General features: G+C 63.6%; 16 protein-coding genes. 12 read left to right on the top strand and 4 right to left on the bottom strand.

Going from position 1 to position 20,473, the window contains the following annotated elements; genetic code table 11:
* The coding region (locus tag DW178_RS04635; protein ID WP_118349902.1) for an FAD-dependent oxidoreductase at positions 1–989 on the top strand (989 nt) is incomplete at its 5' end.
* Between the two features lie 186 nt (positions 990–1,175).
* Positions 1,176–1,727 (top strand): low molecular weight protein-tyrosine-phosphatase, encoded by a 552-nt coding sequence (locus tag DW178_RS04630; RefSeq protein ID WP_118349901.1) that lies wholly within the window; start codon positions 1,176–1,178, stop codon positions 1,725–1,727.
* A 176-nt stretch (positions 1,728–1,903) separates the two neighbouring features.
* Here the strand turns inward: DW178_RS04630 and DW178_RS04625 are convergent, their stop codons facing one another.
* Positions 1,904–2,554, bottom strand: coding sequence for a pyridoxamine 5'-phosphate oxidase family protein (locus DW178_RS04625; RefSeq protein ID WP_199669244.1), 651 nt, complete (start codon positions 2,552–2,554; stop codon positions 1,904–1,906).
* A gap of 308 nt (positions 2,555–2,862) precedes the next feature.
* Between DW178_RS04625 and DW178_RS04620 the strand changes: the two genes are divergently transcribed.
* The 3 genes from DW178_RS04620 (at position 2,863) to ettA (ending at position 6,014) form a co-directional block, all read left to right on the top strand.
* Positions 2,863–3,714, top strand: a complete 852-nt coding sequence (locus DW178_RS04620) for an SDR family NAD(P)-dependent oxidoreductase (protein WP_118349900.1) — start codon at positions 2,863–2,865, stop codon at positions 3,712–3,714.
* Positions 3,715–4,068: 354 nt separating this feature from the next.
* On the top strand, positions 4,069–4,209 hold the full coding sequence (locus DW178_RS11255; protein ID WP_158574058.1) for a hypothetical protein: 141 nt from the start codon (positions 4,069–4,071) through the stop codon (positions 4,207–4,209).
* A gap of 125 nt (positions 4,210–4,334) precedes the next feature.
* A complete protein-coding gene (gene ettA, locus DW178_RS04615) occupies positions 4,335–6,014 on the top strand; it encodes an energy-dependent translational throttle protein EttA (protein ID WP_042432703.1) in 1,680 nt (559 codons plus the stop codon).
* 441 nt (positions 6,015–6,455) lie between these two features.
* Here the strand turns inward: ettA and DW178_RS04610 are convergent, their stop codons facing one another.
* Both DW178_RS04610 and DW178_RS04605 read right to left on the bottom strand, forming a co-directional pair.
* Entirely contained in the window at positions 6,456–7,820 is a 1,365-nt protein-coding gene (locus DW178_RS04610; RefSeq protein ID WP_118349899.1) for a PFL family protein, read from the bottom strand.
* A gap of 136 nt (positions 7,821–7,956) precedes the next feature.
* Complete coding sequence (locus tag DW178_RS04605) at positions 7,957–8,799, bottom strand: MetQ/NlpA family ABC transporter substrate-binding protein (protein ID WP_118349898.1); 843 nt, start codon at positions 8,797–8,799, stop codon at positions 7,957–7,959.
* A 648-nt stretch (positions 8,800–9,447) separates the two neighbouring features.
* Here DW178_RS04605 and DW178_RS04600 point away from each other — a divergent pair.
* The 5 genes from DW178_RS04600 (at position 9,448) to DW178_RS04580 (ending at position 18,176) form a co-directional block, all read left to right on the top strand.
* On the top strand, positions 9,448–10,107 hold the full coding sequence (locus DW178_RS04600) for a TetR/AcrR family transcriptional regulator (RefSeq protein ID WP_118349897.1): 660 nt from the start codon (positions 9,448–9,450) through the stop codon (positions 10,105–10,107).
* Positions 10,108–10,122: 15 nt separating this feature from the next.
* The gene (locus tag DW178_RS04595; RefSeq protein WP_118349896.1) at positions 10,123–14,775 is read left to right on the top strand and encodes a 2-hydroxyacyl-CoA dehydratase; all 4,653 of its coding nucleotides are present in this window, start codon (positions 10,123–10,125) and stop codon (positions 14,773–14,775) included.
* Between the two features lie 71 nt (positions 14,776–14,846).
* Positions 14,847–15,695: a 16S rRNA (cytidine(1402)-2'-O)-methyltransferase gene (gene rsmI / locus DW178_RS04590; protein WP_118349895.1), complete on the top strand. Its 849-nt coding sequence runs from the start codon at positions 14,847–14,849 to the stop codon at positions 15,693–15,695.
* A 3-nt stretch (positions 15,696–15,698) separates the two neighbouring features.
* The gene (locus DW178_RS04585; RefSeq protein WP_286168516.1) at positions 15,699–16,496 is read left to right on the top strand and encodes a M48 family metallopeptidase; all 798 of its coding nucleotides are present in this window, start codon (positions 15,699–15,701) and stop codon (positions 16,494–16,496) included.
* A gap of 198 nt (positions 16,497–16,694) precedes the next feature.
* Positions 16,695–18,176, top strand: a complete 1,482-nt coding sequence (locus tag DW178_RS04580) for a DHA2 family efflux MFS transporter permease subunit (protein ID WP_118349910.1) — start codon at positions 16,695–16,697, stop codon at positions 18,174–18,176.
* 53 nt (positions 18,177–18,229) lie between these two features.
* Here DW178_RS04580 and DW178_RS04575 read toward each other — a convergent pair whose 3' ends face one another.
* Positions 18,230–19,123, bottom strand: coding sequence for a LysR family transcriptional regulator (locus DW178_RS04575; RefSeq protein WP_118349894.1), 894 nt, complete (start codon positions 19,121–19,123; stop codon positions 18,230–18,232).
* Between the two features lie 201 nt (positions 19,124–19,324).
* On the opposite strand from DW178_RS04575, the gene DW178_RS11150 reads away from it, so the two are divergent.
* Entirely contained in the window at positions 19,325–19,774 is a 450-nt protein-coding gene (locus DW178_RS11150; protein ID WP_147363812.1) for a DUF2712 domain-containing protein, read from the top strand.
* A 50-nt stretch (positions 19,775–19,824) separates the two neighbouring features.
* Positions 19,825–20,472 (top strand): ATP-binding cassette domain-containing protein, encoded by a 648-nt coding sequence (locus tag DW178_RS04570; protein ID WP_118349893.1) that lies wholly within the window; start codon positions 19,825–19,827, stop codon positions 20,470–20,472.
* The last annotated feature ends 1 nt before the right edge of the window (position 20,473 follow it).

The following is a 20,473-nucleotide window of genomic DNA, read 5'->3' as shown; positions in this document are numbered from 1 at the left end:
CCGCGTGGGACCTGGCGCGCCGCGGGGCGCGCGTGTGCGTGGTCGAGCGCCATGACCGCGCCGGCGGCCTGCTCATGTACGGCATCCCGAACATGAAGCTGGACAAGTCGGTGGTCAAGCGCCGCGTGGATCTGATGGCCGAGCTGGGCATCGAGTTCCGCCTGGGCGTCGACGCCGCCGATGCCGATGTGGCGACGGGGCTGGCTGCGGAGTTCGATGCCGTGGTGGTTGCCGCGGGCGCTTGCAAGGCGCGCGGCGTGGGAGCGGAAGGCTTCGATGCTGGCGTTGCCACGGGGGACGTGGTGTACGCGGTGGATTACCTGACCGAGCAGACGCGCGCGTTGCTCGAGGGTCGCAAGCCCGCCATCAGCGCCGAGGGCAAGGACGTGGTGGTCATCGGCGGTGGCGACACCGGCAACGACTGCATGGGCACCGCGGTGCGCCAGGGCGCGCGCACGGTTCGCCAGCTGGAATATGGTCCGCGTGCGCCGAAGGAGCGCGCGGCGTCGAACCTGTGGCCCGAATGGCCCAACGTCGCCAAGACCGACTATGGCCAAGAGGAAGCTATCGCGCTGCAGGGCGATGACCTGCGCGACTGGTGCGCCGATACGCAGAAGGTGCTGCTGGACGGCGCCGGGCGTGTGCGCGGGTTGCAGGTTCGCTCGTTCGATTGGTCGGCCGGCAAGCCCGAGCCCGTGGCAGGCTCCGAGCGCGAGGTCGATGCGCAGCTGGTACTGGTGGCCTGCGGTTTCGCGGGCCCGGAGGGCGGCGTATTCGACGCGTTCGGCGTGCCGCTGGCGACGCAGGGCCGTCCGCTTCCGGTGATGACGGCCGGCGATTCGCATCGTGCTATGCGTGCCGCCGCGGGCAAGGACGACGCCGCCGTGTACGTTGCCGGCGATGCCCGCACGGGCAGCAGCCTGGTGGTCAACGCCATGGCTGACGCCCTCAAGTGCGCCGCCGAGGTTGCTGGCGACCTGGGGCTGTAGGGGTCTGCCGGGGCTGAGCCAGGCGTTGGGGATCAAGTTGCGGGGAGGCGGGCGGTTTGCCCCCGCTTCCCCGTTCGGTGCCCATGCTGTGGCGAAGTTAGCCGAATATCGGATGCATTATTGCGCTTCCTTAATTCGTGCAATAGCATATTCAGCTACTGCTAATCACAATCGAATCGGAGTCGCATGTCACGTCGTCAAGCCACCTCACGCATCCTCTTCATCTGCCATGGCAACATCTGCAGGTCGACCATGGCCCAGTTCGTGATGCAGGACCTGGTGAACAAGGCGGGGCTGGCCGACGTCCTGCTTGTCGATTCCGCCGCCACCACCAATGACGAGATCGGGCATCCGCCGCATCATGGCACGGTCGACAAGCTCAAGCAGGTGGGCGTGCCGGTGCTGCCGCATCGCGCCCGCAAGGTCCGCGCCGACGAGTACGACGAGTGGGACCTGTTCGTGTACATGGATGACGAGAACGAGCGTCACTTGAGCCGCGTCTTCGGAAGCGATCCGGAAACGAAGTGCGTGCGCCTGCTCGCTTTCGCTGCGGGTGCGGGGCTGGTCGGCGAGGACGGGAAAGCCCTTCCCGATGCACAGGACCCGCGCGCGATCGCGCAAGCCGGCGCGAATGCCGCTGACGTGGCCGATCCCTGGTTCACCGGCAACTTCGACGACACCTACCGCGACGTGTTGGCCGGCTGCAAAGGCCTTCTGACCTGGTGTCGGGCGCAATAGTGGGGAGTTTGCATACGCAGAAGGGCTTGCGTGCAAGGGGTCTTTTGGCAAGCGGGGAGACTCGGAGCCAAAAGGTTGGGCGCAAAAGCCATCGCGCGTAAAGGGAAATTCCCGTAGAAACGGGGCCGCCGGCAGATATGCCAGCGGCCCCGTTCTCATTCCTGCGAAATCGCTTTCTATGCTCGTTGCTTGCCGGTGAAGCGGTCGACGTCGATGCAGTAGATGTTTGCGCGGGCGAGCGCCTGGTCGGTGAAGTCGGTCGAGGCTTCGGGCGCCAGGTGCTGCATGATGCGTGTGAGGCCGTAGCGCTTCGCTTCGATCCCCTGGATGCGATGGATGGTGCCCGTGCCCATGATGGAACGGTACGCGTACGAATATGCGCAGGCGTACGTGCCTGTGATCAGGCCGTCCTGCACATCCATCTCGATCGCCACGCGCGGCTCCCGGTTGAACGCGTCCGCCTTTCGGCCGACGCCGGCCGAGTGCACCCACAGCGCCAAGCGCGGTGCGTCGGCGTCGATCTCCTCGGGGTCGGCCCAGTCATAGCCGAAACTCATGGGCACGATGAACGGGCCTTCCTCGTCCACGCATGCGATACGCACCGTCTGACAGGCCTCGACCACCGCATGCAGCTGCGTGGTGCTGCGAAGCTGGCGGCCCGCCTGGCGCATGGGGCGATGCGAAACGGGCATGCCGGCCTGCGCTGCGGCACCGGCTTGGGCCATGCCGGCGATCTGCTGCGCCTGCGCGGCCTGCGCCATGGCGGCGGCCTGCTGCTGCGCCGCTGCGCCCTCGGGATAGATGGCGTGGATGTTTTGCAAGTTCATGTGTGCTCCTGTGGTGAAACGCCTGCGTTGTGCCGGCCGCGCGAAGGGCGGCGTTCGTGTTTCTCACCATAGTACGTTCCATGGCGGCGGTTGTGCGCGACGTTCGCCCAAAGCGCCAACAACACATGGTTGCGAAGGCGCGTGCATCGGGAAACGGTGCGCTGCGGTTTTTCCACGGTAAGTGAACGGCTTCGCGTCAAAAGCGCGCAAACGCACGGAAGCCCTAAAACCAGTCGCTGCACCTGCTATGCTTTGCTACATGATGGAGAACGGCCGCGCGGCGGCAGGTGGCGAAGGAGTTGGCGCAGATGGTGTTGCCGGAGAACATGGAAGGCCTCCATGGCGGGGCAGGCGTCGACGGGGCGGTTCCCGCAGGGGAGCCTCTTGCGCTTTGCGCGCTGGTCACGGGCGCGACGGGCGGCATCGGGCGCGAACTGTGCGCCGAGCTCGCCCGCGACCACGGCGTGCTCGCCCTGGTCGGGCGCAGCCAGGACAAGCTCGACGAGCTGGCGAAGAACCTTGCGGAGCGCTTCGGCGTGGGCGTGCGCACCTTCGTCGCCGACTTCGCGCAGCCGGGCGCCGTCGATGCGCTGGCGTCGCAGGTGCAGGCGGCGAACCTGCAGGTGGAGACGCTCGTGAACAACGCCGGTTTCGGCTACGATGCGCCCTTCGCGGAAAGCAGCTTGGAACGCCAACGCGCGCTTGTGCGAACCAACGACATGGCGCTCATGGAGCTTTGCCATGCGTTCGCACCCGGCATGGCGGCGCGCGGGCACGGCGGCATCCTCAATGTGGCCAGCGTGGCGGGGTTCGTTCCCGGGCCGTACATGTCCACGTACTACGCTTCGAAGGCGTTCGTCCAGTCGTTCTCAAGTGCGCTGCATATGGAGCTGCGCCCGCACGGCGTGCATGTGACCGCTCTGTGCCCCGGGCCTGTTCGCACGCCGTTTTGGGACAACGCCGACGCAGGCGGCACAGTGCTTGCCCGCATGACCATCAGCGCCCCGCGCGTTGCCTGTGCGGCTATCCGAGCGCTGGGCTGCAACCGCCTGCTGTGCTGCCCGGGCTTGCTGGCGAAGGTCATCGTGTTCGGCAGCCGCTTCGTTCCGCGCACTTGGGCCGCCGCCGCGGCGGCAAAGCTTCAGAAACCGAAAGGGTAGGGGGCGCCCGTTTGAAACAAATGGTTTCGCTATTACGGTCAAAATTTTGAGTAATGTAGCTTCCCATGGTTGGGGCAGAGGCTCATTGCGACCGTTTCATTATTCAAAGTACTTGGGAATGCGATTCAGACATGTATTCGTGACAAATACATGCTCGTTTGCGATATATGAGCTTGTAACTCAAGTTACACAAAGCCTTTTTTGACTGCAAATCGGATATGAGTTTTTCGCGCTTCACGTTATTCCCGTGAGTGAAGCGGCTCTATGGCCAGGTATGCCAAGGCTTGATAGAATAGGCGGACGCACCAAGTCCGAAACGCGGGCGGGGTCTTCGATTCAAAGGAGGCTTCGCCTATGAACCAAGTGTATGAAATCTTGCAAGCCCTTGCCGCATCGGCATGCATCGCCGAGCTTCTGCCTCAGCGATGGCGGGACTATAAGCGTTTGACGGATGAGGTCGAAGGAAAAGAAAAGCCCGGCGGCCACCGGGCTTAACTAAACCGTAAACACGACCCCGCCCGCCACCTGTAAGTTACCCGGGCTTGGTGTGCACCCGAAGTATAGCATGGAGCGGCTTGGCTTTGCCATACGCAAGCTGCTCGACAAGAAAGGCAACACGCATGGCAGAGTTCATCTACCAAATGTACAAGGCGCGCAAGGCGCACGGCGACAAGGTCATCCTCGATGATGTCACCCTGTCGTTCTATCCCGGCGCGAAAATCGGCGTGGTGGGCCCGAACGGCATGGGCAAGTCCACGCTGCTCAAGATCATGGCCGGAATCGAGGAGGTCAGCAACGGTGACGCGCGCCTGACCCCCGGTTATTCGGTGGGCATCCTGCAGCAGGAGCCGCCGCTGGACGAGGACAAGACCGTCCTTGAGAACATCGAGATGGCGTTCGCCGACGTGAAGGCCAACATCGCCCGCTTCAACGAGATCGGCACGCTCATGGGCGAGCCCGACGCCGACTTCGACGCGCTTATGGAGGAAATGGGCAAGCTGCAGGACGCCATCGACGCGGCCAACGGCTGGGACCTGGATAGCCAGCTGTCCCAGGCCATGGACGCGCTGCAGTGCCCCGACCCCGACATGCCGGTGAACGTGCTCTCCGGCGGCGAGCGTCGTCGCGTGGCGCTGTGCCGTCTGCTGCTCGAGGCCCCCGATCTGCTGCTTCTCGACGAGCCCACCAACCATCTGGACGCCGAGTCCGTGCTGTGGCTGGAGAAGTTTCTGCACAAGTACCCCGGCGCCGTGCTGGCCGTCACGCACGACCGCTACTTCCTGGACAACGTGGCCGAGTGGATCTGCGAGGTCGACCGCGGCAGCCTGTACCCGTACAAGGGCAACTACTCCACGTACCTGGAGACCAAGGCTGCGCGTATGGCGGGCCAGAAGCAGCGTGATGAGAAGCTGCAGAAGCGCCTGGCCAGCGAGCTCGAGTGGGTCCGTAGCTCCCCGAAGGCGCGCCAGGCGAAGAGCCGCGCCCGTCTGGAGCGCTACGACCAGATGGCCGCCGAGGCTGCGCAGTCCAAGAAGCTGGACTTCACCGAGATCCAGATCCCGGCCGGCCCGCGTCTGGGCGCCGAGGTCCTCAAGGTCGAGCACCTGCACAAGCAGTTCGGCGACCGCGTGCTCATGGACGACCTGTCCTTCGAGCTGCCGCGCAACGGCATCGTCGGCGTGATCGGCCCCAACGGCGTGGGCAAGTCCACCCTGTTCAAGATGATTATGGGCATCGAACAGCCCACCTCCGGCAGCCTGAAGCTCGGCGAGACGGTGAAGGTTTCCTACGTCGACCAGGGCCGTGCGGGCATCGATGGCGACAAGAACGTGTGGGAAGTCGTCTCCGGCGGCCTGGACTACATGATGGTCTGCGAAACCGAGGTGCCTAGCCGCGCATACGTGGCCAGCTTCGGCTTCAAGGGCTCCGACCAGCAGAAGCCTGCGGGCGTGCTCTCCGGCGGCGAGCGCAACCGCCTGAACCTGGCGCTGACGCTCAAGCAGGGCGGCAACCTGCTGCTTCTCGACGAGCCCACCAACGACCTGGACGTGGAAACGCTGTCCAGCCTTGAGGAGGCGCTGCTGCGCTTCCCGGGCTGCGCCGTGGTGACCAGCCACGACCGTATGTTCCTCGACCGCGTTGCCACGCACATCCTGGCGTGGGAGGGCACCGATGAGAACCCGGGCAACTGGCACTGGTTCGAGGGCAACTTCGAGAGCTACCAGAAGAACCGCATCGAGCGCCTGGGCGAGGAGGCCGCAAAGCCCCACCGCCTGCACCGCAAGCTGACCAGGGACTAAGCTCAAGCGCACAAGCGCGAACGAACGGCTCCCGCGACCCCAAAGGCCGCGGGAGTCGTTTTTACGTTGCAGGTGCATTGAGCGTTTTCGCCTTGCGTGTGGTTGGGATGTGCGAAAGAACTTCTGCGGCTCGTGTCGAGGCGGCAGGCATGTACTGAATTGCGAATATCCAAAATGGCGAATTGCCGCTAGGGGGTCTAGCTCGTCAGATTGCCAGCATGGATCGATTATCGCTGTTGGGAATAAGGCACGGAAGCGATGCGCGATCGATAGCCTTAGTTGGCTCAGGAGGGTTTCGACTGGACAAGCATGGTGGGGCGGGTTTGAGATTGCCGCTCTGATTTTGTGAGACTGCCGAACGCTGTGTAGCGGCGGCAAAAAAGCGGGGATCCCGAGTGTTCGGAATCCCCGCTTGCGTTCGGGTGGTGCTTGCCGCTTCCGCTAGTTCTTCAGCGAGTTGATGGGGGCGGGCATGCGGCCGCCGCGGTGGGCGAACACGGTGCCGGCGTGGGTGTTCACGGGCATGATCGGCGCGTAGCCGAGCAGGCCGCCGAAGTCCAGCTTGTCGCCGACCTTCTTGCCGATTGCGGGGATGACGCGCACGGCGGTGGTCTTGTTGTTGATCATGCCGATGGCGCACTCGTCGGCGATGATGCCGAAGATGGCCTCGACCGGCGTGTCGCCGGGGATGGCGATCATGTCCAGGCCGACGCTGCAGACGCAGGTCATGGCCTCGAGCTTCTCCAGGCACAGCGCACCGGACTCGGCGGCGCGGATCATGCCGGCGTCCTCGGACACGGGGATGAACGCGCCGGACAGGCCGCCGACGCTGGAGCTGGCCATGACGCCGCCCTTCTTCACGGCGTCGTTGAGCATGGCGAGCGCGGCCGTGGTGCCCGGGCCGCCGCACTGACCCACGCCGATTGCTTCCAGGATCTCGGCCACGGAGTCGCCCTCGGCCGGGGTGGGGGCCAGCGACAGGTCCAGGATGCCCTTGGCCACGCCCATGCGGCGGCTGGCCTCGCGGGCCATCAGCTCACCGGCGCGGGTGATCTTGAACGCGGTGGCCTTGATGGCCTCGGCGACCTCGGTCATATCGGCGTCCTTGGGCATGTTCGCCAGCACCTGGCGCACGACGCCCGGGCCGGAAACGCCCACGTTGACCACGGCGTCGGCCTCGCCCGAGCCGTGGAAGGCGCCGGCCATGAAGGGGTTGTCCTCCACGGCGTTGCAGAACACCACCAGCTTACCGGCGGCGATGCAGTCGCGGTCGGCGGTCAGCTCGGCGCACTGCTTGACGATGCCGGCCATTTTGAGCGCGGCGTCCATGTTGATGCCGGCGCGCGTGGAGCCGACGTTGACGCTCGAGCATACGCGCTCGGTGGCGGCAAGCGCGTTGGGGATAGAGTCCATCAGCTTGTTGTCGGCCGCCGACGCGCCCTTGTGCACGAGCGCGGAGAAGCCGCCCACGAAGTCGACGCCCACCTCGGCGCCGGCCTTGTCCATGGCCACGGCGATGCGCGACAGGTCGGTGTCGGGCACGGCGGCGCAGATCTCGGCGATGGGCGTGACGGAGATGCGCTTGTTCACGATCGGGATGCCGAACTCGCGCTCGAGCTGCTCGGCGGTGGGCACCAGCTGCTCTGCGGCCTTCGTCATCTTGTCGTACACCTTGCGCGCCATGGTGTTGATGTCCGAATCCGTGCAGGAGCGCAGGTTCAGGCCCAATGTGATGGTGCGGATGTCCAGGTGCTGCTTGCTGACCATGGCAAGCGTTTCGGCGATTTCTTCCGGGGTGATTTGCATGATGCGGTCCTTTTAACGGGCGATTCTTTTGCAACAGGATAGCAAATTGCGGCGGTATCGGTTGGGCGAAGGGGCCTATAGACAACGAAAAAGCGGGCCCGTGGGCCCGCTTTCGCGATTAGTTCGTTGCTGTGGCTTAGAAGACCGGGACGACGGCGCCCTCGTAGGTCTTGTTGATGAAGTCGCGCACGGCGTCGGACTTCAGGGCCTTGGCCAGGGCCTGAATCTTCTCGGAATCCTGGTTGCCGTCCTTGACGACCAGCACGTTGGCATAGGTCTCGGCGGCCAGGGAGTCGGTGGCCTCGACGGCCAGGGCGTCCTTCTCGACGGACAGGCCGGCAGCCTGGGCGTAGTTGCCGTTGATGCAGGCGATGTCGACGTCCTTCAGGGCGTTCGGGATGTTGGCGGCCTCAAGCTCCTTGATCTGCAGGTTCTTGGGATTCTCCACGATATCCTTGGCGGTTGCGGTGATGCCTGCGCCGTCGGCCAGCTTGATCAGGCCTTCCTGCTGCAGCAGGAGCAGAGCACGAGCCTCGTTGGTGGTGTCGTTGGGCACGGCGACGGTTGCGCCGTCGGTCAGGGCATCAAGGGAAGCAGTCTTGCCGGCGTACAGGCCGAAGGGCTCGAAGTGGATGGCCTCGACGGAGACTAGGTGCGTGCCCTTCTCCTCATTGAAGGAATCCAGGTAGGGCTGATGCTGGAAGTAGTTGGCGTCGACCTCGCCCTCCTCGGTGACCGTGTTGGGCTGGATGTAGTCGGTGAACTCCTTCACTTCGAGCGTGTAGCCCTGCTCCTTGAGCTGATCAGCCACGGCGTTGGTGAGGATCTCGGCGTGCGGGGTGGGGCTGGCGGCGACGGTGATGGTCTTGTCGTCGGAGCCGGAGTTGGAACCGGAGCCTGCGCAACCGGCCAGGACGCCGGCGGCCAGGACGCCTGCGGCGGCGAACGCCGCGAGCTTCTTCAGTGCTGACTTCTTCATGTAGGGTCTCCCTCCCATCGTTTTGCGCTTGGACGGCCCCGTGAGTTTGCGATCGGGGCGGCCAGGCGCCTTGTTTTGCGTGACGCCTAGTATACCGAGCGGGGATTTTTGGGCAATAGCTTTGCTCATACGAAAAGGCGGGTGGACGATATCTGCAAAATCGATAACCCGGTCGGCTATGACGTAGAACAGGGACGAACGGCGGCAAGGCGACGTCCAACGGCATCGCGGTGTCGGCAGAGTGTCGGAAGCCACGTTGCTCCGCCGATGCTGCCGCTCGGGAAATCGCGTCGCATTGATGCTATTTTGCAAAGCGCATTGCGCTGGACGTTGCTTCGAGGCCATGCCGTGCTGCCGACGTTGCTCTGCGAAACGTACCGTGGTGGAAGGGCATTCGGGCGTCGCCTTGCATTTCGGGCGCCGTGCAAGACCCACGGCTACCTATATATGTAGAGGTTGCGGGACTCGTTTGCAGGCGCGTTGCGTTCGTTGATTCCCACTTGTCTGGTCGGTAAAATAACGCTATTGAACAACTTGTCCATTATTGCCCGGGTTGTTCAAAACGCAAAACGCAGCAAGCTGCGTCGCGAGGCCGTTATCGTCCGGTCATCGCGTGTTCGCAGCCTGTATACGCAAGGAAGGGGGCATATGTCCACGCAACGAAGCTCCGCTTCGAACTCGGCGATAGCGTCTGCGGATACGCCGCTTGCCGCCGAGGATCGGCGCATCACGCGGTCGAAGCGTGCGCTGCGCGATGCGCTCGTTGAGTTGATCGAGGAACGCGGCCTGACCAACTTCAGCGCCAGCGACCTGTGCGCTTGCGCGGACCTCAACCGCGGCACGCTGTACAACAACTTCGGCGACATGGAGGGCCTGCTCGCCGCCCTTGAGGACGACATTATGGACGACCTGGAAAACCTCCAGTCGTGCATGCAGCAGCTCAGCCTAAAGGACGTGCTGCGCTATCGCGTGAACAAGAAGCCCATGCCGTTTCTGGTGAAGCTGTTCGACTACCTGCGCGAACAGGGTGACTTCCTGCACGCGATCATGGGCCCGAAAGGCGACCCGAGCTTCGGCCCGCGCGTGCGCGATGCCGTGTGCACCGAGATTATCCAAACCATCCTGCACGAGCGCTACCGCAGCGACCCCTCGCCGTTCGTGCAATATTACGTGGCGTTCTACGCCAGCGCGTATCTAGGGGTCATCACCCACTGGATCGAGACGGGCATGAAGGAAAGCTCGCAGGAGATGGCCCTTGTGGCCATGCGCCTGTTCTTCATCAAACCCGGCGACCCCATTCGACTGTAAGGAATAAGGCGGAACATGAGCGAGAACAACCAGAACGAGAACCTGCATATCGGCATCGACGTGGGCTCCACCACGGTCAAGCTGGCCATCTTGGACGACGCGGACCAGATCCGCTACGCGGTGTACCGTCGTCACCACGCGGACGTGCGCGCCACCATCGTCGAGGTGCTGTCCGAGGCCGCGCGCGATTTCGGCGACAAGCGCATGACCATCGCCATCACCGGATCGGGCGGCTTGCTTTTGGCCCAATGGCTGGGCATCGAGTTCGTGCAGGAGGTCATCGCCAGCAAAACCGCCGTCGAAACCTTCATCCCGAAAACGGACGTGGCCATCGAACTGGGCGGCGAGGACGCGAAGATCATCTACTTCGACAACGGCATCGAGCAGCGCATGAACGGCACGTGCGCCGGCGGCACCGGCGCGTTCATCGACCAGATGGCGGCGCTTTTGAACACCGACGCCGGCGGCCTGAACGAACTGGCGCAGCACGCCACCACCATCTATCCCATCGCCAGCCGCTGCGGCGTGTTCGCGAAAACCGACGTGCAGCCGCTGCTCAACGAAGGCGCGCGCCGCGAGGATGTCGCCGCGTCCATCTTCCAGTCCGTGGTCACGCAGACCATCTCCGGCCTGGCGTGCGGCCGCCCCATCCGCGGCTACGTGGCCTTCCTGGGCGGCCCGCTGCAGTACCTGCCTGAGCTGCGCAAACGCTTCTATGAAACGTTGAACCTGGACGAGGAGCACCGCATCGTCCCGCAAAACGCCCACCTGTTCGTGGCCGGCGGCTGCGCCATCGCCGGTGCGGCCAGCGAAACGGTGAAGGCCGAGCTGCTCTCCGACGTGCTCGAGCGCCTGAAGAGCCTCGGCGACATCCAGGGCAGCGAGGTTGTGCGCCTGCTCCCGCTGTTCGTCGACCAGGCGGAACTGGACGAGTTCAACGCCCGCCACGCCGGCGAGCGTGTGCCCCGCGGCGACCTTGCCAGCTACCGCGGCACCGCCTTCTTGGGCATCGACGCCGGTTCCACCACGTTCAAGGCCGCGCTCATCGGTCAGGACGGCGAGCTGCTGTGGACCCATTACGTGTCGAACAAGGGCGACGTGCTCGGTTGCGCGAAGGCCGCCATCGCCAAGCTCTACCGCGAGCTGCCGCGCGACGCCGCCGGCAACCCGCTGGTGACCATCGGCCACTCCACGGTCACGGGCTACGGCGAGCACCTGCTGCTCGAGGCTTTGCGCGTGGACTCGGGCGAGATCGAGACGGTCGCGCACCTGCGCGGCGCGCAGGAGATGCTGCCGGGCGTGGAGTTCATCCTGGACATCGGCGGCCAGGACATGAAATGCCTGCGCGTGAAAGACGGCGTCATCGACCACATCATGCTCAACGAGGCGTGCTCCTCGGGCTGCGGCAGCTTTATCGAGAGCTTCGCCAGCGGCCTGAACCTGGACGTGTCCGAGTTCGCGAAGACCGCCATCGGCGCGGAAAACCCCGTCGACCTGGGCAGCCGCTGCACCGTGTTCATGAACAGCCGCGTGAAGCAGGCGCAGAAGGAAGGCGCCACCGTCGGCGACATCGCCGCGGGCCTGGCCATCTCGGTCATCAAGAACGCCCTGTTCAAGGTCATCAAGATCCGCGACCCGCACGACGTGGGCAGCAAGGTTATCGTGCAGGGCGGCACGTTCCTCAACGATGCCGTGCTGCGCGCCTTCGAGCAGCTCTCGGGTGTGAACGCCGTGCGTCCCGACATCGCCGGCAACATGGGCGCGTTCGGCGCGGCGCTTCTGGCCCGCGACCGCTTCAGCCGCCAGGATTCGCAGGTCAGCGGCCTGCTGTCCCTTGACGCGCTCGAGGCCCTTGCCCCCACGCGCAGGACCGTGCGCTGCAAGGCGTGCTCGAACCACTGCCTGCTCACCGTCAACGACTTCGGCATCGACGAGGCCACGGGCAAGCACCGCCGCTTCATCACAGGCAACCGTTGCGAGAAGGGGGCCGGCGCGCTCGGCCAGGCGACGAAGGCCGACAAGGTTCCTAACCTGTTCGAGTACAAGTCGAAGCGCCTGTTCGACCACTACACGCCGCTGGCGGAGCAGGACGCGCCGCGCGGCACCGTGGGCATCCCGCGCGCGCTGAACATGTACGAGAACTACCCGTTCTGGTTCACCTTCTTCACGAAGCTGGGCTGGCGCGTGGTGCTCTCGGACCCGTCCACGAAGAAAACCTACGAGGCCGGCATCGAGTCCATGCCGTCGGAGAGCGTGTGCTACCCGGCGAAGCTCTCGCACGGCCACATCATGAACCTGCTGGACAAGCACCCCGACTTCATCTGGTTCCCCTGCAGCAAGTGGGAGCGCCAGGAGGACGAGGGCGCTGGCAACCACTTCAACTGCCCCATCGTGGCCAGCTACGCCGAGGCTCTGCGTCTCAACATCGACGAGCTGCGCGACTCCGACATGCAGTTCCTGAACCCGTGGCTGCCCTACGATAAGAAGGAGCACCTTAAGAAGCGCCTGTTCGTGGAACTGATCCAGGCGCATCCCGAGCTGTGCGGCAAGGGCGTGGCGGCGCCCACGCAGGCCGAGGTCGACGCCGCGGTCGACGCCGCATGGGCCGAGGACGAGGCGTTCAAGGCCGACATCCGCGAGAAGGGCGCCGAGACGCTGCTGTGGATGGAGAAGACCCACACGCACGGCATCGTGCTGGCGGGCCGCCCGTACCACAACGACCCCGAGATCAACCACGCCATCCCCGAGCTTCTGACCAGCTTCGGCCTGGCGGTGCTCACCGAGGACTCCATCGCGCACTTGGGCACGCTCGAGCGCCCCATCCGCCTGGTGGACCAGTGGATGTACCACACGCGCCTGTACGCCGCGGCGAAGGTGGCGTCGGAGCGCAAGGACCTCGACCTCATCCAGCTGAACAGCTTCGGCTGCGGCCTTGACGCGCTGACCACCGATCAGGTGCAGGAGATCTTGGAGCAGGCGGGCAAGGTGTACACCGTGCTGAAGATCGACGAGGTGTCCAACCTCGGCGCCGCGCGCATCCGCGTGCGCAGCCTGCTTGCGGCCCTGAAGGACCAGGCCGACGAGGAGGCCGAGGCCCGTGCGGCGGAGCAGGTGCAGAACGCCGCGGGCTGCGGCGCGTGCAGCTTGGACGTGGAGCAGCTGCTGGCGGAGGCCGAGGAGCGCGCGGCGGGCAAGCAGGCCGGCGGCGCCGATGCCGAGGCCGTGCAGGCCGCGGCGGCAGCCATCAAACCGCCCGCAAGCTTCACGGAAAAGGCTGCGCCCGAGGTGCAGGCCGAGTTCAAGCAGCGCGACAGCGGTGCTTCGACGGAGTTCCCGCGCGCCCAGTTCACCAAGGAGATGCGCGATGCGGGCTACACCATCCTGGCCCCGCAGATGGCGCCGTACCACTTCGAGCTGCTCGTGCCCATCTTCGAGCGCTTCGGCTACAACGTGGAGCTGCTGCCCTCCGTGGACCACGGAGCGGTGGACGCTGGCCTGAAGTATGTGAACAACGACATCTGCTACCCGTCCATCCTGGTCACGGGCCAGATCATGGAAGCGGTCATGTCCGGCAAGTACGACACCGACAAGCTGGCGGTGCTCATCACGCAGACCGGCGGCGGCTGCCGTGCCACGAACTACATCTCGCTTATCCGCAAGGCGCTCAAGTCGGTGGGCCTGTCGCATATCCCGGTCATCGCCATCAGCTTCAAGGACCTGGGCGAGGTCAACCCCGGCTTCTCCATCACGCCGGCCATGCTCTACCAGGCGGTTTCCGCGCTGCAGTACGGCGACCTGCTCATGATGTGCCTGTACCGCACGCGCCCCTACGAGGTGGAGCCCGGCAGTGCGAACGCCCTGTTCGACCACTGGATGGCCGAGTGCAAGCGACAGCTGAAACGCGGCGTGAAGCGCGGCGAGTTCAAGCGCACGGTCAAGCAGATCGTCGAGGACTTCGACACGCTGCCTTTGCGGGGCGAGGGCACCAAGCCGCGTGTCGGCGTGGTCGGTGAGATCCTGGTGAAGTTCCACCCCACGGCGAACAACCAGATCGTCGATGTCATCGAGCGCGAGGGCTGCGAGGCCGTGGTGCCGGGGCTTATCGAGTTCTTCCTGTTCGGCACGGCGGGCGGCATCTTCCAGAAGGACCCGCTCGGCCGTTCGGCCAAGGGCGCGTTCGGCAGCAAGATCGCCCTGCAGGTGGTGAAGGCCCTGCGCGCGCCGGTGACCAAGGCGCTCGAGGAGTCCACGCGCTTCAACCCACCGGCGAGCATCTACGAGCTGGCCGAGTACGCAAGCGAAATTTTGAGCCTGTGCAACTCCATGGGCGAGGGCTGGCTGCTCACGGCCGAGATGGTGGAGCTCATCCGCACGGGCGCGCCGAACGTGGTGTGCACGCAGCCGTTCGCCTGCCTGCCGAACCACGTGGTGGGCAAGGCGGTCATCAAGGAGCTGCGCCGCCGCTACCCGGAGAGCAACATCGTGGCCGTCGACTACGACCCCGGCGCGTCCGAGGTCAACCAGCTCAACCGCATCAAGCTCATGATCGCGGTGGCGAAGAGCAACCTGGCCGACAAGGAGGCCGAGGCCCGCGCGGCTCGCACGGCGGCGGCCACGCCGGCGATCGAGGAAGCCGGTGCGCTCGACGTGCAGGAAACGAGGGCGTAAGGTCGTCAGCAAGGGCGGTGGAGGGCCTCGCCCTCGCATCTTCGTTGCGTGAGACGATAGGAAGGAACTACATGGCTGGCAAGCTGATCATCTGCCCGACGCCCATCGGCAACCTGGGCGACATGCCGCAGCGCGCGCTTGATGCGCTGACCAGCGCCGATGTGGTGTGCGCGGAGGACACGCGCGTCACCGGCAAGCTGTTGGCGGCGTTCGGCATCGGCAAGCGCCTGGAGCGTCTTGACGAGGCGCTCATCGGCTCTCGCGCCGACGGCATCGTGGCGCGCGTGGAGGCGGGCGAGGTCATCGCGTACTGCAGCGACGCCGGCATGCCGGGCGTGTCCGACCCGGGCCTGCGCCTGGTGCGCGCATGCCGGGAGGCAGGCGCGCCGGTGGAGGTGCTGCCCGGGCCTACCGCCACCGCCACAGCGTACGTGGCCAGCGGCTGTACGAATCCGCGCTTCTATTTCGGCGGTTTCTTCCCGCGCAAGGCCGGGGAGCAGAAGGCGGCGCTCGACGCGGTGCGCACGTTGGATGCGGCGCTTATCTATTACGAAAGCCCGAACCGCATCGCCGGGGCGCTGGCGGCGTTGGCCGAGGCGTTCCCGCTGCGCGAGGCGGCCGTGTGCCGCGAGCTCACGAAGCTGCATGAGGAAGTGGTGCGCGACACGCTGCCTGCGTTGCGCGACGAGTTCGCCGCCCGCGAGGCGGCCGGCGGCATCAAGGGCGAAATCGTCGTCGTGATCGACGGGCCCAGCGAGGCGGAGGGGCAGGCTGCTCAGGAAAGCGCCGAGGATTCCGCTCGCGTCCGTGCCGCCCAGCTCAAGGCCGAGGGCGCGCGCAACAAGGACATCGCGAAAACGCTGGCGGCCGAGTTCGGTCTGCCGCGCAACGCCGCGTACGAGATCGCGTTGGAGGCCTAGGGCGTGGCCAGCGAAAACCGATCCGGTCCGGTGCGCGCGCGCCGCGTGGACCCGGGCGAGCTCAAGCGCCAGGCGGCGGGCGGTTCGCGCGGGGTGGGCACCGCGTCGCAGCGACGTTCGGCCGCTTCCGGTCGCGGGAGCGGCGAGCCGGGGAAGGTTGCGCCGCGGCAACGTTCGTCGAGTGCCGGGCGCACGACGGTCGGGGCAGGGAAGGCCGGTGTGCAAATCGTGCGTCGCAAGCCTGCGCGCGCGGCGGCGCCCGAGATGCTTCACGTTGACGGCATCGAGGTGCGCTTGCAGCGCAAAAAGGTGAAGAACCTCAACCTGCGCATCGCCCGCGACGGCGGCCATGTGGACGCATCCGCGCCCGCCTGGATGTCGCCGGCCGACGTGGCCGATTTCGTGCATCGCAAGCATGATTGGATTCAAGCCCAGATGGAGCGCGTGTCCGCCACGCCCATGGCGCAGGCATCGCAGGCGTCGAAAGCCGAGGTGGCACAGTGGCGCGCGGTGGTGCAGGCCTGCGTGCCGGCGTTGGTGGCGGCATGGGAGCCCATCATGGGGGTGAAGGCGGGCCAGCTGGCGTATCGCAACATGACCAGTCGCTGGGGCAGCTGCCAACCTTCCACGGGCCGCATCTGCATCAACTTGCGCCTGGCGCTCTACCCGCCGGAATGCCTGGAGTACGTGGTGGTGCACGAGCTGTGCCACCTGCTGGAACGAGGCCACGGCCCAAGGTTCCGCCAGCTCATGGACCGCTTCATGCCCGACTGGAGGCAGCGTCGCGACAAACTGCGGTAGGGGGCGCTGCTTCGGCACCTCTCCCGTTGGCGATGGGCGAGGCGATCGTGGGCGGGGAGACGTTTGGGAGAAGGCTTCCGTTCCCCGAGCATCCGTCCTGGACGCCCTCTCCGTCCTTTGTTTGCCTGGAAGGCCTCCTTCCGTGCGCGTTTCGTGCGCGGATGGTTGCGGGTGCGCTGCAACTGCTACCATCGCGGTATGGATACGAACGAAACCAACCTCGAAGACGCGGCGAACGCGTCTCGTTTGAAAACCGCTGCGCCGGCTGCTGTAGCCGACCCCGAACCCGAGCGCGACGGCTTGCCCCTGCGGCAGCGCCGTGTGGTGCTGGGCATCATGGTGTCGGGTACCACGGCGGCGTGCATCTCCCAAAGCATGATGATCGCCGCGCTGCTGGCGGTCATGCACGAGTACGGCATCAGCGCAAGCTCCGGCCAGCTGCTCACCACGGCGTACATCTTCGTGTTGGGACTGGTCAGCGCCATGACGGGCTATCTGATGAACCGGTTCGATTCCAAGAAGCTGTTCTTCGCGTCCATGGCGTCGTTCGCCATCGGGTGCGCTGCAGCCATCTTCGCGCCGAACTATCCCTGCCTGCTGGCGGCGCGCCTGCTGCAGGCCGGCGGCGCCGGCATCTGCCTGCCGCTCGTGCAGCTGGTGGCGCTGAACATCTACCCGAAAAGCCAGTATGGCCAGGCCGCGGCCATCGTGGGCATGATTATCGGGTTCGCGCCTGCCATCGGCCCGACCATCAGCGGCTTCCTCATCGACGCGTGGGGCTGGCGCTCCATGTTCTGGATGCTCGGCGCCATCGCGCTTGCGGTGATGGTTCTGACGGTTCTGCTGCTCGACGACGTGGTGCGTCGCCCCGACCATCCGGGCCATTTCGACCTGGTATCGGCGCTTCTATATTCCGGCGGCTTCGTGCTGGTGATGATCGCTGCCACCATGCTGGAATCGGGCGGGTTCGTGGGCGCGGGCTTCATCGCCCCCTTGTTGCTGGGCGTGGCCGGGCTTGTCGTGTTCGCGCGTCGTCAGCTGCGCGTTCCCGAACCGTTCCTGAGGCTGCAATGCTTCCGCGACAAGACGTTCGCCGTCTCCACGCTCATCGTCATCTGCGCGCACATGATGTTCATGGCGCCGTCGATCATGGTGCCGCTGTTCGTGCAGGATATCCAGGGGTTTTCCGCCACGGTGTCGGGCCTGACGCTTCTGCCCGGCGCCATCATGATGGGCGTGATGAACCCCATCACCGGGCGCTTGCTGGACCGTCGCGGCCCGCGCCCGCTTATTGTGGCGGGCTGCGTTACGGTGCTTGCGGGCACGGTGGCGTTCGCCCTTATCCCCGCCAGCGCCCCCGAATGGGTTGTCACGGTGCTCTACGGCGTTCGCGCGACGGGCATCGCGTGCCTGATGATGCCGCTGACAGCGTGGGCGTGCACCACGCTCGATCCCGACGAACTGGCGCAGGCGTCGGCCATCATCACCTCCGCGCGACAGCTCATCGGCAGCCTTTCGGCATCGGTGTTTATCGCCGCTATGGCGTTGACCTCGCAAAACGCGCTAGGTGTCGACCTCGGCGGCTTCGACTTCAGCTTCTGGCTGCAATGCGGCGTCCCCGTGATCGCGTTCGTGCTGGGCATGTTCGTCCTGCCGAAGATGGGAAGCGTTGCGAAATAACGGGGCTGTCGTGCCATTGTGGTGAGGAGGGATGGTCCGAAGGTATTTCGTTGTTAGCGCCGTTTTAGGATGGCCTCTAGCGTCTCGGTAAGCTCTTCAAGCAGAGGGTCGTTGTCTTCCTTTTTCCAGACAAGGAAAACTGGAACATCTGCCTCTCCGTCGGCGAAGGGGAGAAATGCTGCATTTGGATAAGTACTTGCTATATAAGGTTCATTGGTGGCTATGAGACAACCCTTGTCCTCACTAATGAACTGTGTGTTGTCCTCGATTGTACAGAGGTGCGTAAAATGCGGCTCGACGTCTGACTTATCGAATAAATCGAGCAGTAGGGGCAAAGCGTATCGTATATCGTGGGGCCACCCGACGGCGACAGAGCGAAGGTCATTGGGTGAAATGGTCGTTAGATTTGCGAGTGGGTTGCTTTTATTGACGACTACGATTGATTGGGACGTTCCGACGCGAGCGGATGTCAGCGAATCGCTCTTTGGTTTCCCAAGGATGAGCGCGGCATCAACGGAGCCCTCAATTACGGCAGATAAACATGACCCGCTATCTCTTCTTACTACGAGAATTCTTCGTTGTGGGTCAAGGCGTTTCAGCGCCTCCACTCCTTCTCGGTTGATAAGTTTGCTTCTTGCTGGGGCATAGGCTGCTGCAAGGATAAATGTTCTGGGGGTGTCACTTTTTTCTTTGGGAAGCTTGGCTAAGCGCTCGAACTCTTTGACATTGCGGCTGATGTTGTCGGCAAGGGGCTTAAGGAGCAAGGCTTTCTCTGTTGGAACGATAGCGCGCCCTTCCTTTACGAATAGCTTTATGCCGAGCTCTGTTTCCAAATCTCCTAGTGCTTTTGATATGGCGGCGGGTGTTACGAAGTGTGTTTGAGCGGTTTCCTTAAAGCTGCTCGTGTCTACCGCCGTCGAAAAATAGCTGAGCTGCTGAATATTCATACGCTGATCCGATCGTGATTGGATTTACTTTTGATTATATAAGGACTTCGACTTTGCTATTTGCGGAATTGGCATAAGGCATGGATAACAATTAGTTGCCCATCGCAAACCGATGGTGTTTATTTGCGCAACAATAACCGTGTTACAAATGGCTCACCCGATATCGGATAGGCACGCAATCAAGAATGAAGGGAGATGATTATGGAGTATGTTGGAAAAGGTGGCTCACTAAAGCTTAAGTTTGCAGCTGCTTTGGCGGCTTGTGCGTTGGCTTTTGGCGTTGCTGTTAGCGCAAGCGACTCGGCATTTGCGTATGATTACAGCCAGGGTAATTGGGGCGATAGCTCTTACTCGAGTTATGCGTATGCTTCAGACGTGTCGTATACGTCCGCTAGGAGCAAGCTTAACGATTCGTCGGCATGGGATGCTTGCTATGGTGGAGCGAACCATTATGTTGAGGTTGCGGCAACAGGATACGTTTGGGATGTCAAATTTGTTGGTAGCCCCATTTATTATTGGAATGCGGGCAAAAGCGGATATCTTCTCAACAACGTAAAAGAGAGAGGCTTTCCTCAAGCGCTTCTGTGGTTCAACAATCCTAACAGCTACAACACGACAATTTCTGGCGTCTGGAGTCCTGATAGTATCTAGCGAGGTTAGGGGCGTTGCTTTTGGCGGCGCCCTATTTGAATGGAGCCCTGATGCGCGTAGAAATATCGCATTACACTAAAGTTATAAAAGATATAACGGTTCTTGACGACGTCAATCTAACTCTTGAACCAGGAACATGCTATGGCCTACGTGGTAAAAACGGGTCTGGCAAAACGATGTTGTTGCGTGCAATTGCTGGTTTGCTCTTCCCAACATCGGGAGGCGTTTTTGTTGATGGTAAAAAACTAGGGAAAGATATTGACTTCCCGGCTTCTGTGGGCTTATTGATTGAAACTCCGTCGTTTTTGCCTCGATACTCAGGGTTTAAGAACCTGCAGTTGCTTGCTGGGCTGCGTGGGATTGCCAGCGATGAGGATGTAGCAGAAGCCCTTCGGTGTGTCGGTCTTGACCTTGATGATAAGCGGCCTTATCGCAAATACTCGCTCGGCATGCAACAGCGCTTGGGGATTGCGTGCGCCATTATGGAACATCCTGGCCTCATTCTCCTGGATGAGCCTATCAATGCGCTTGACCCATCTGGAGTTGCGTGCGTAGAAACAATTGTGCGTGAAGAAAGAGAGCGCGGGGCAATTATTGTTGTGGCTTGCCACGATGCCGAAGAGTTGGATCTTCTGGCTGACGAGATCTTCGTCATGGCCGAAGGGCGTTTGATAAGTCGAGAGAAGGCAGACGGTTAAG

Origin of the sequence: Eggerthella sp. AM16-19 (assembly GCF_003474385.1) — a bacterium.
GTDB lineage: Bacteria > Actinomycetota > Coriobacteriia > Coriobacteriales > Eggerthellaceae > Senegalimassilia.
This window is presented reverse-complemented; position numbering and strand designations above follow the sequence as displayed.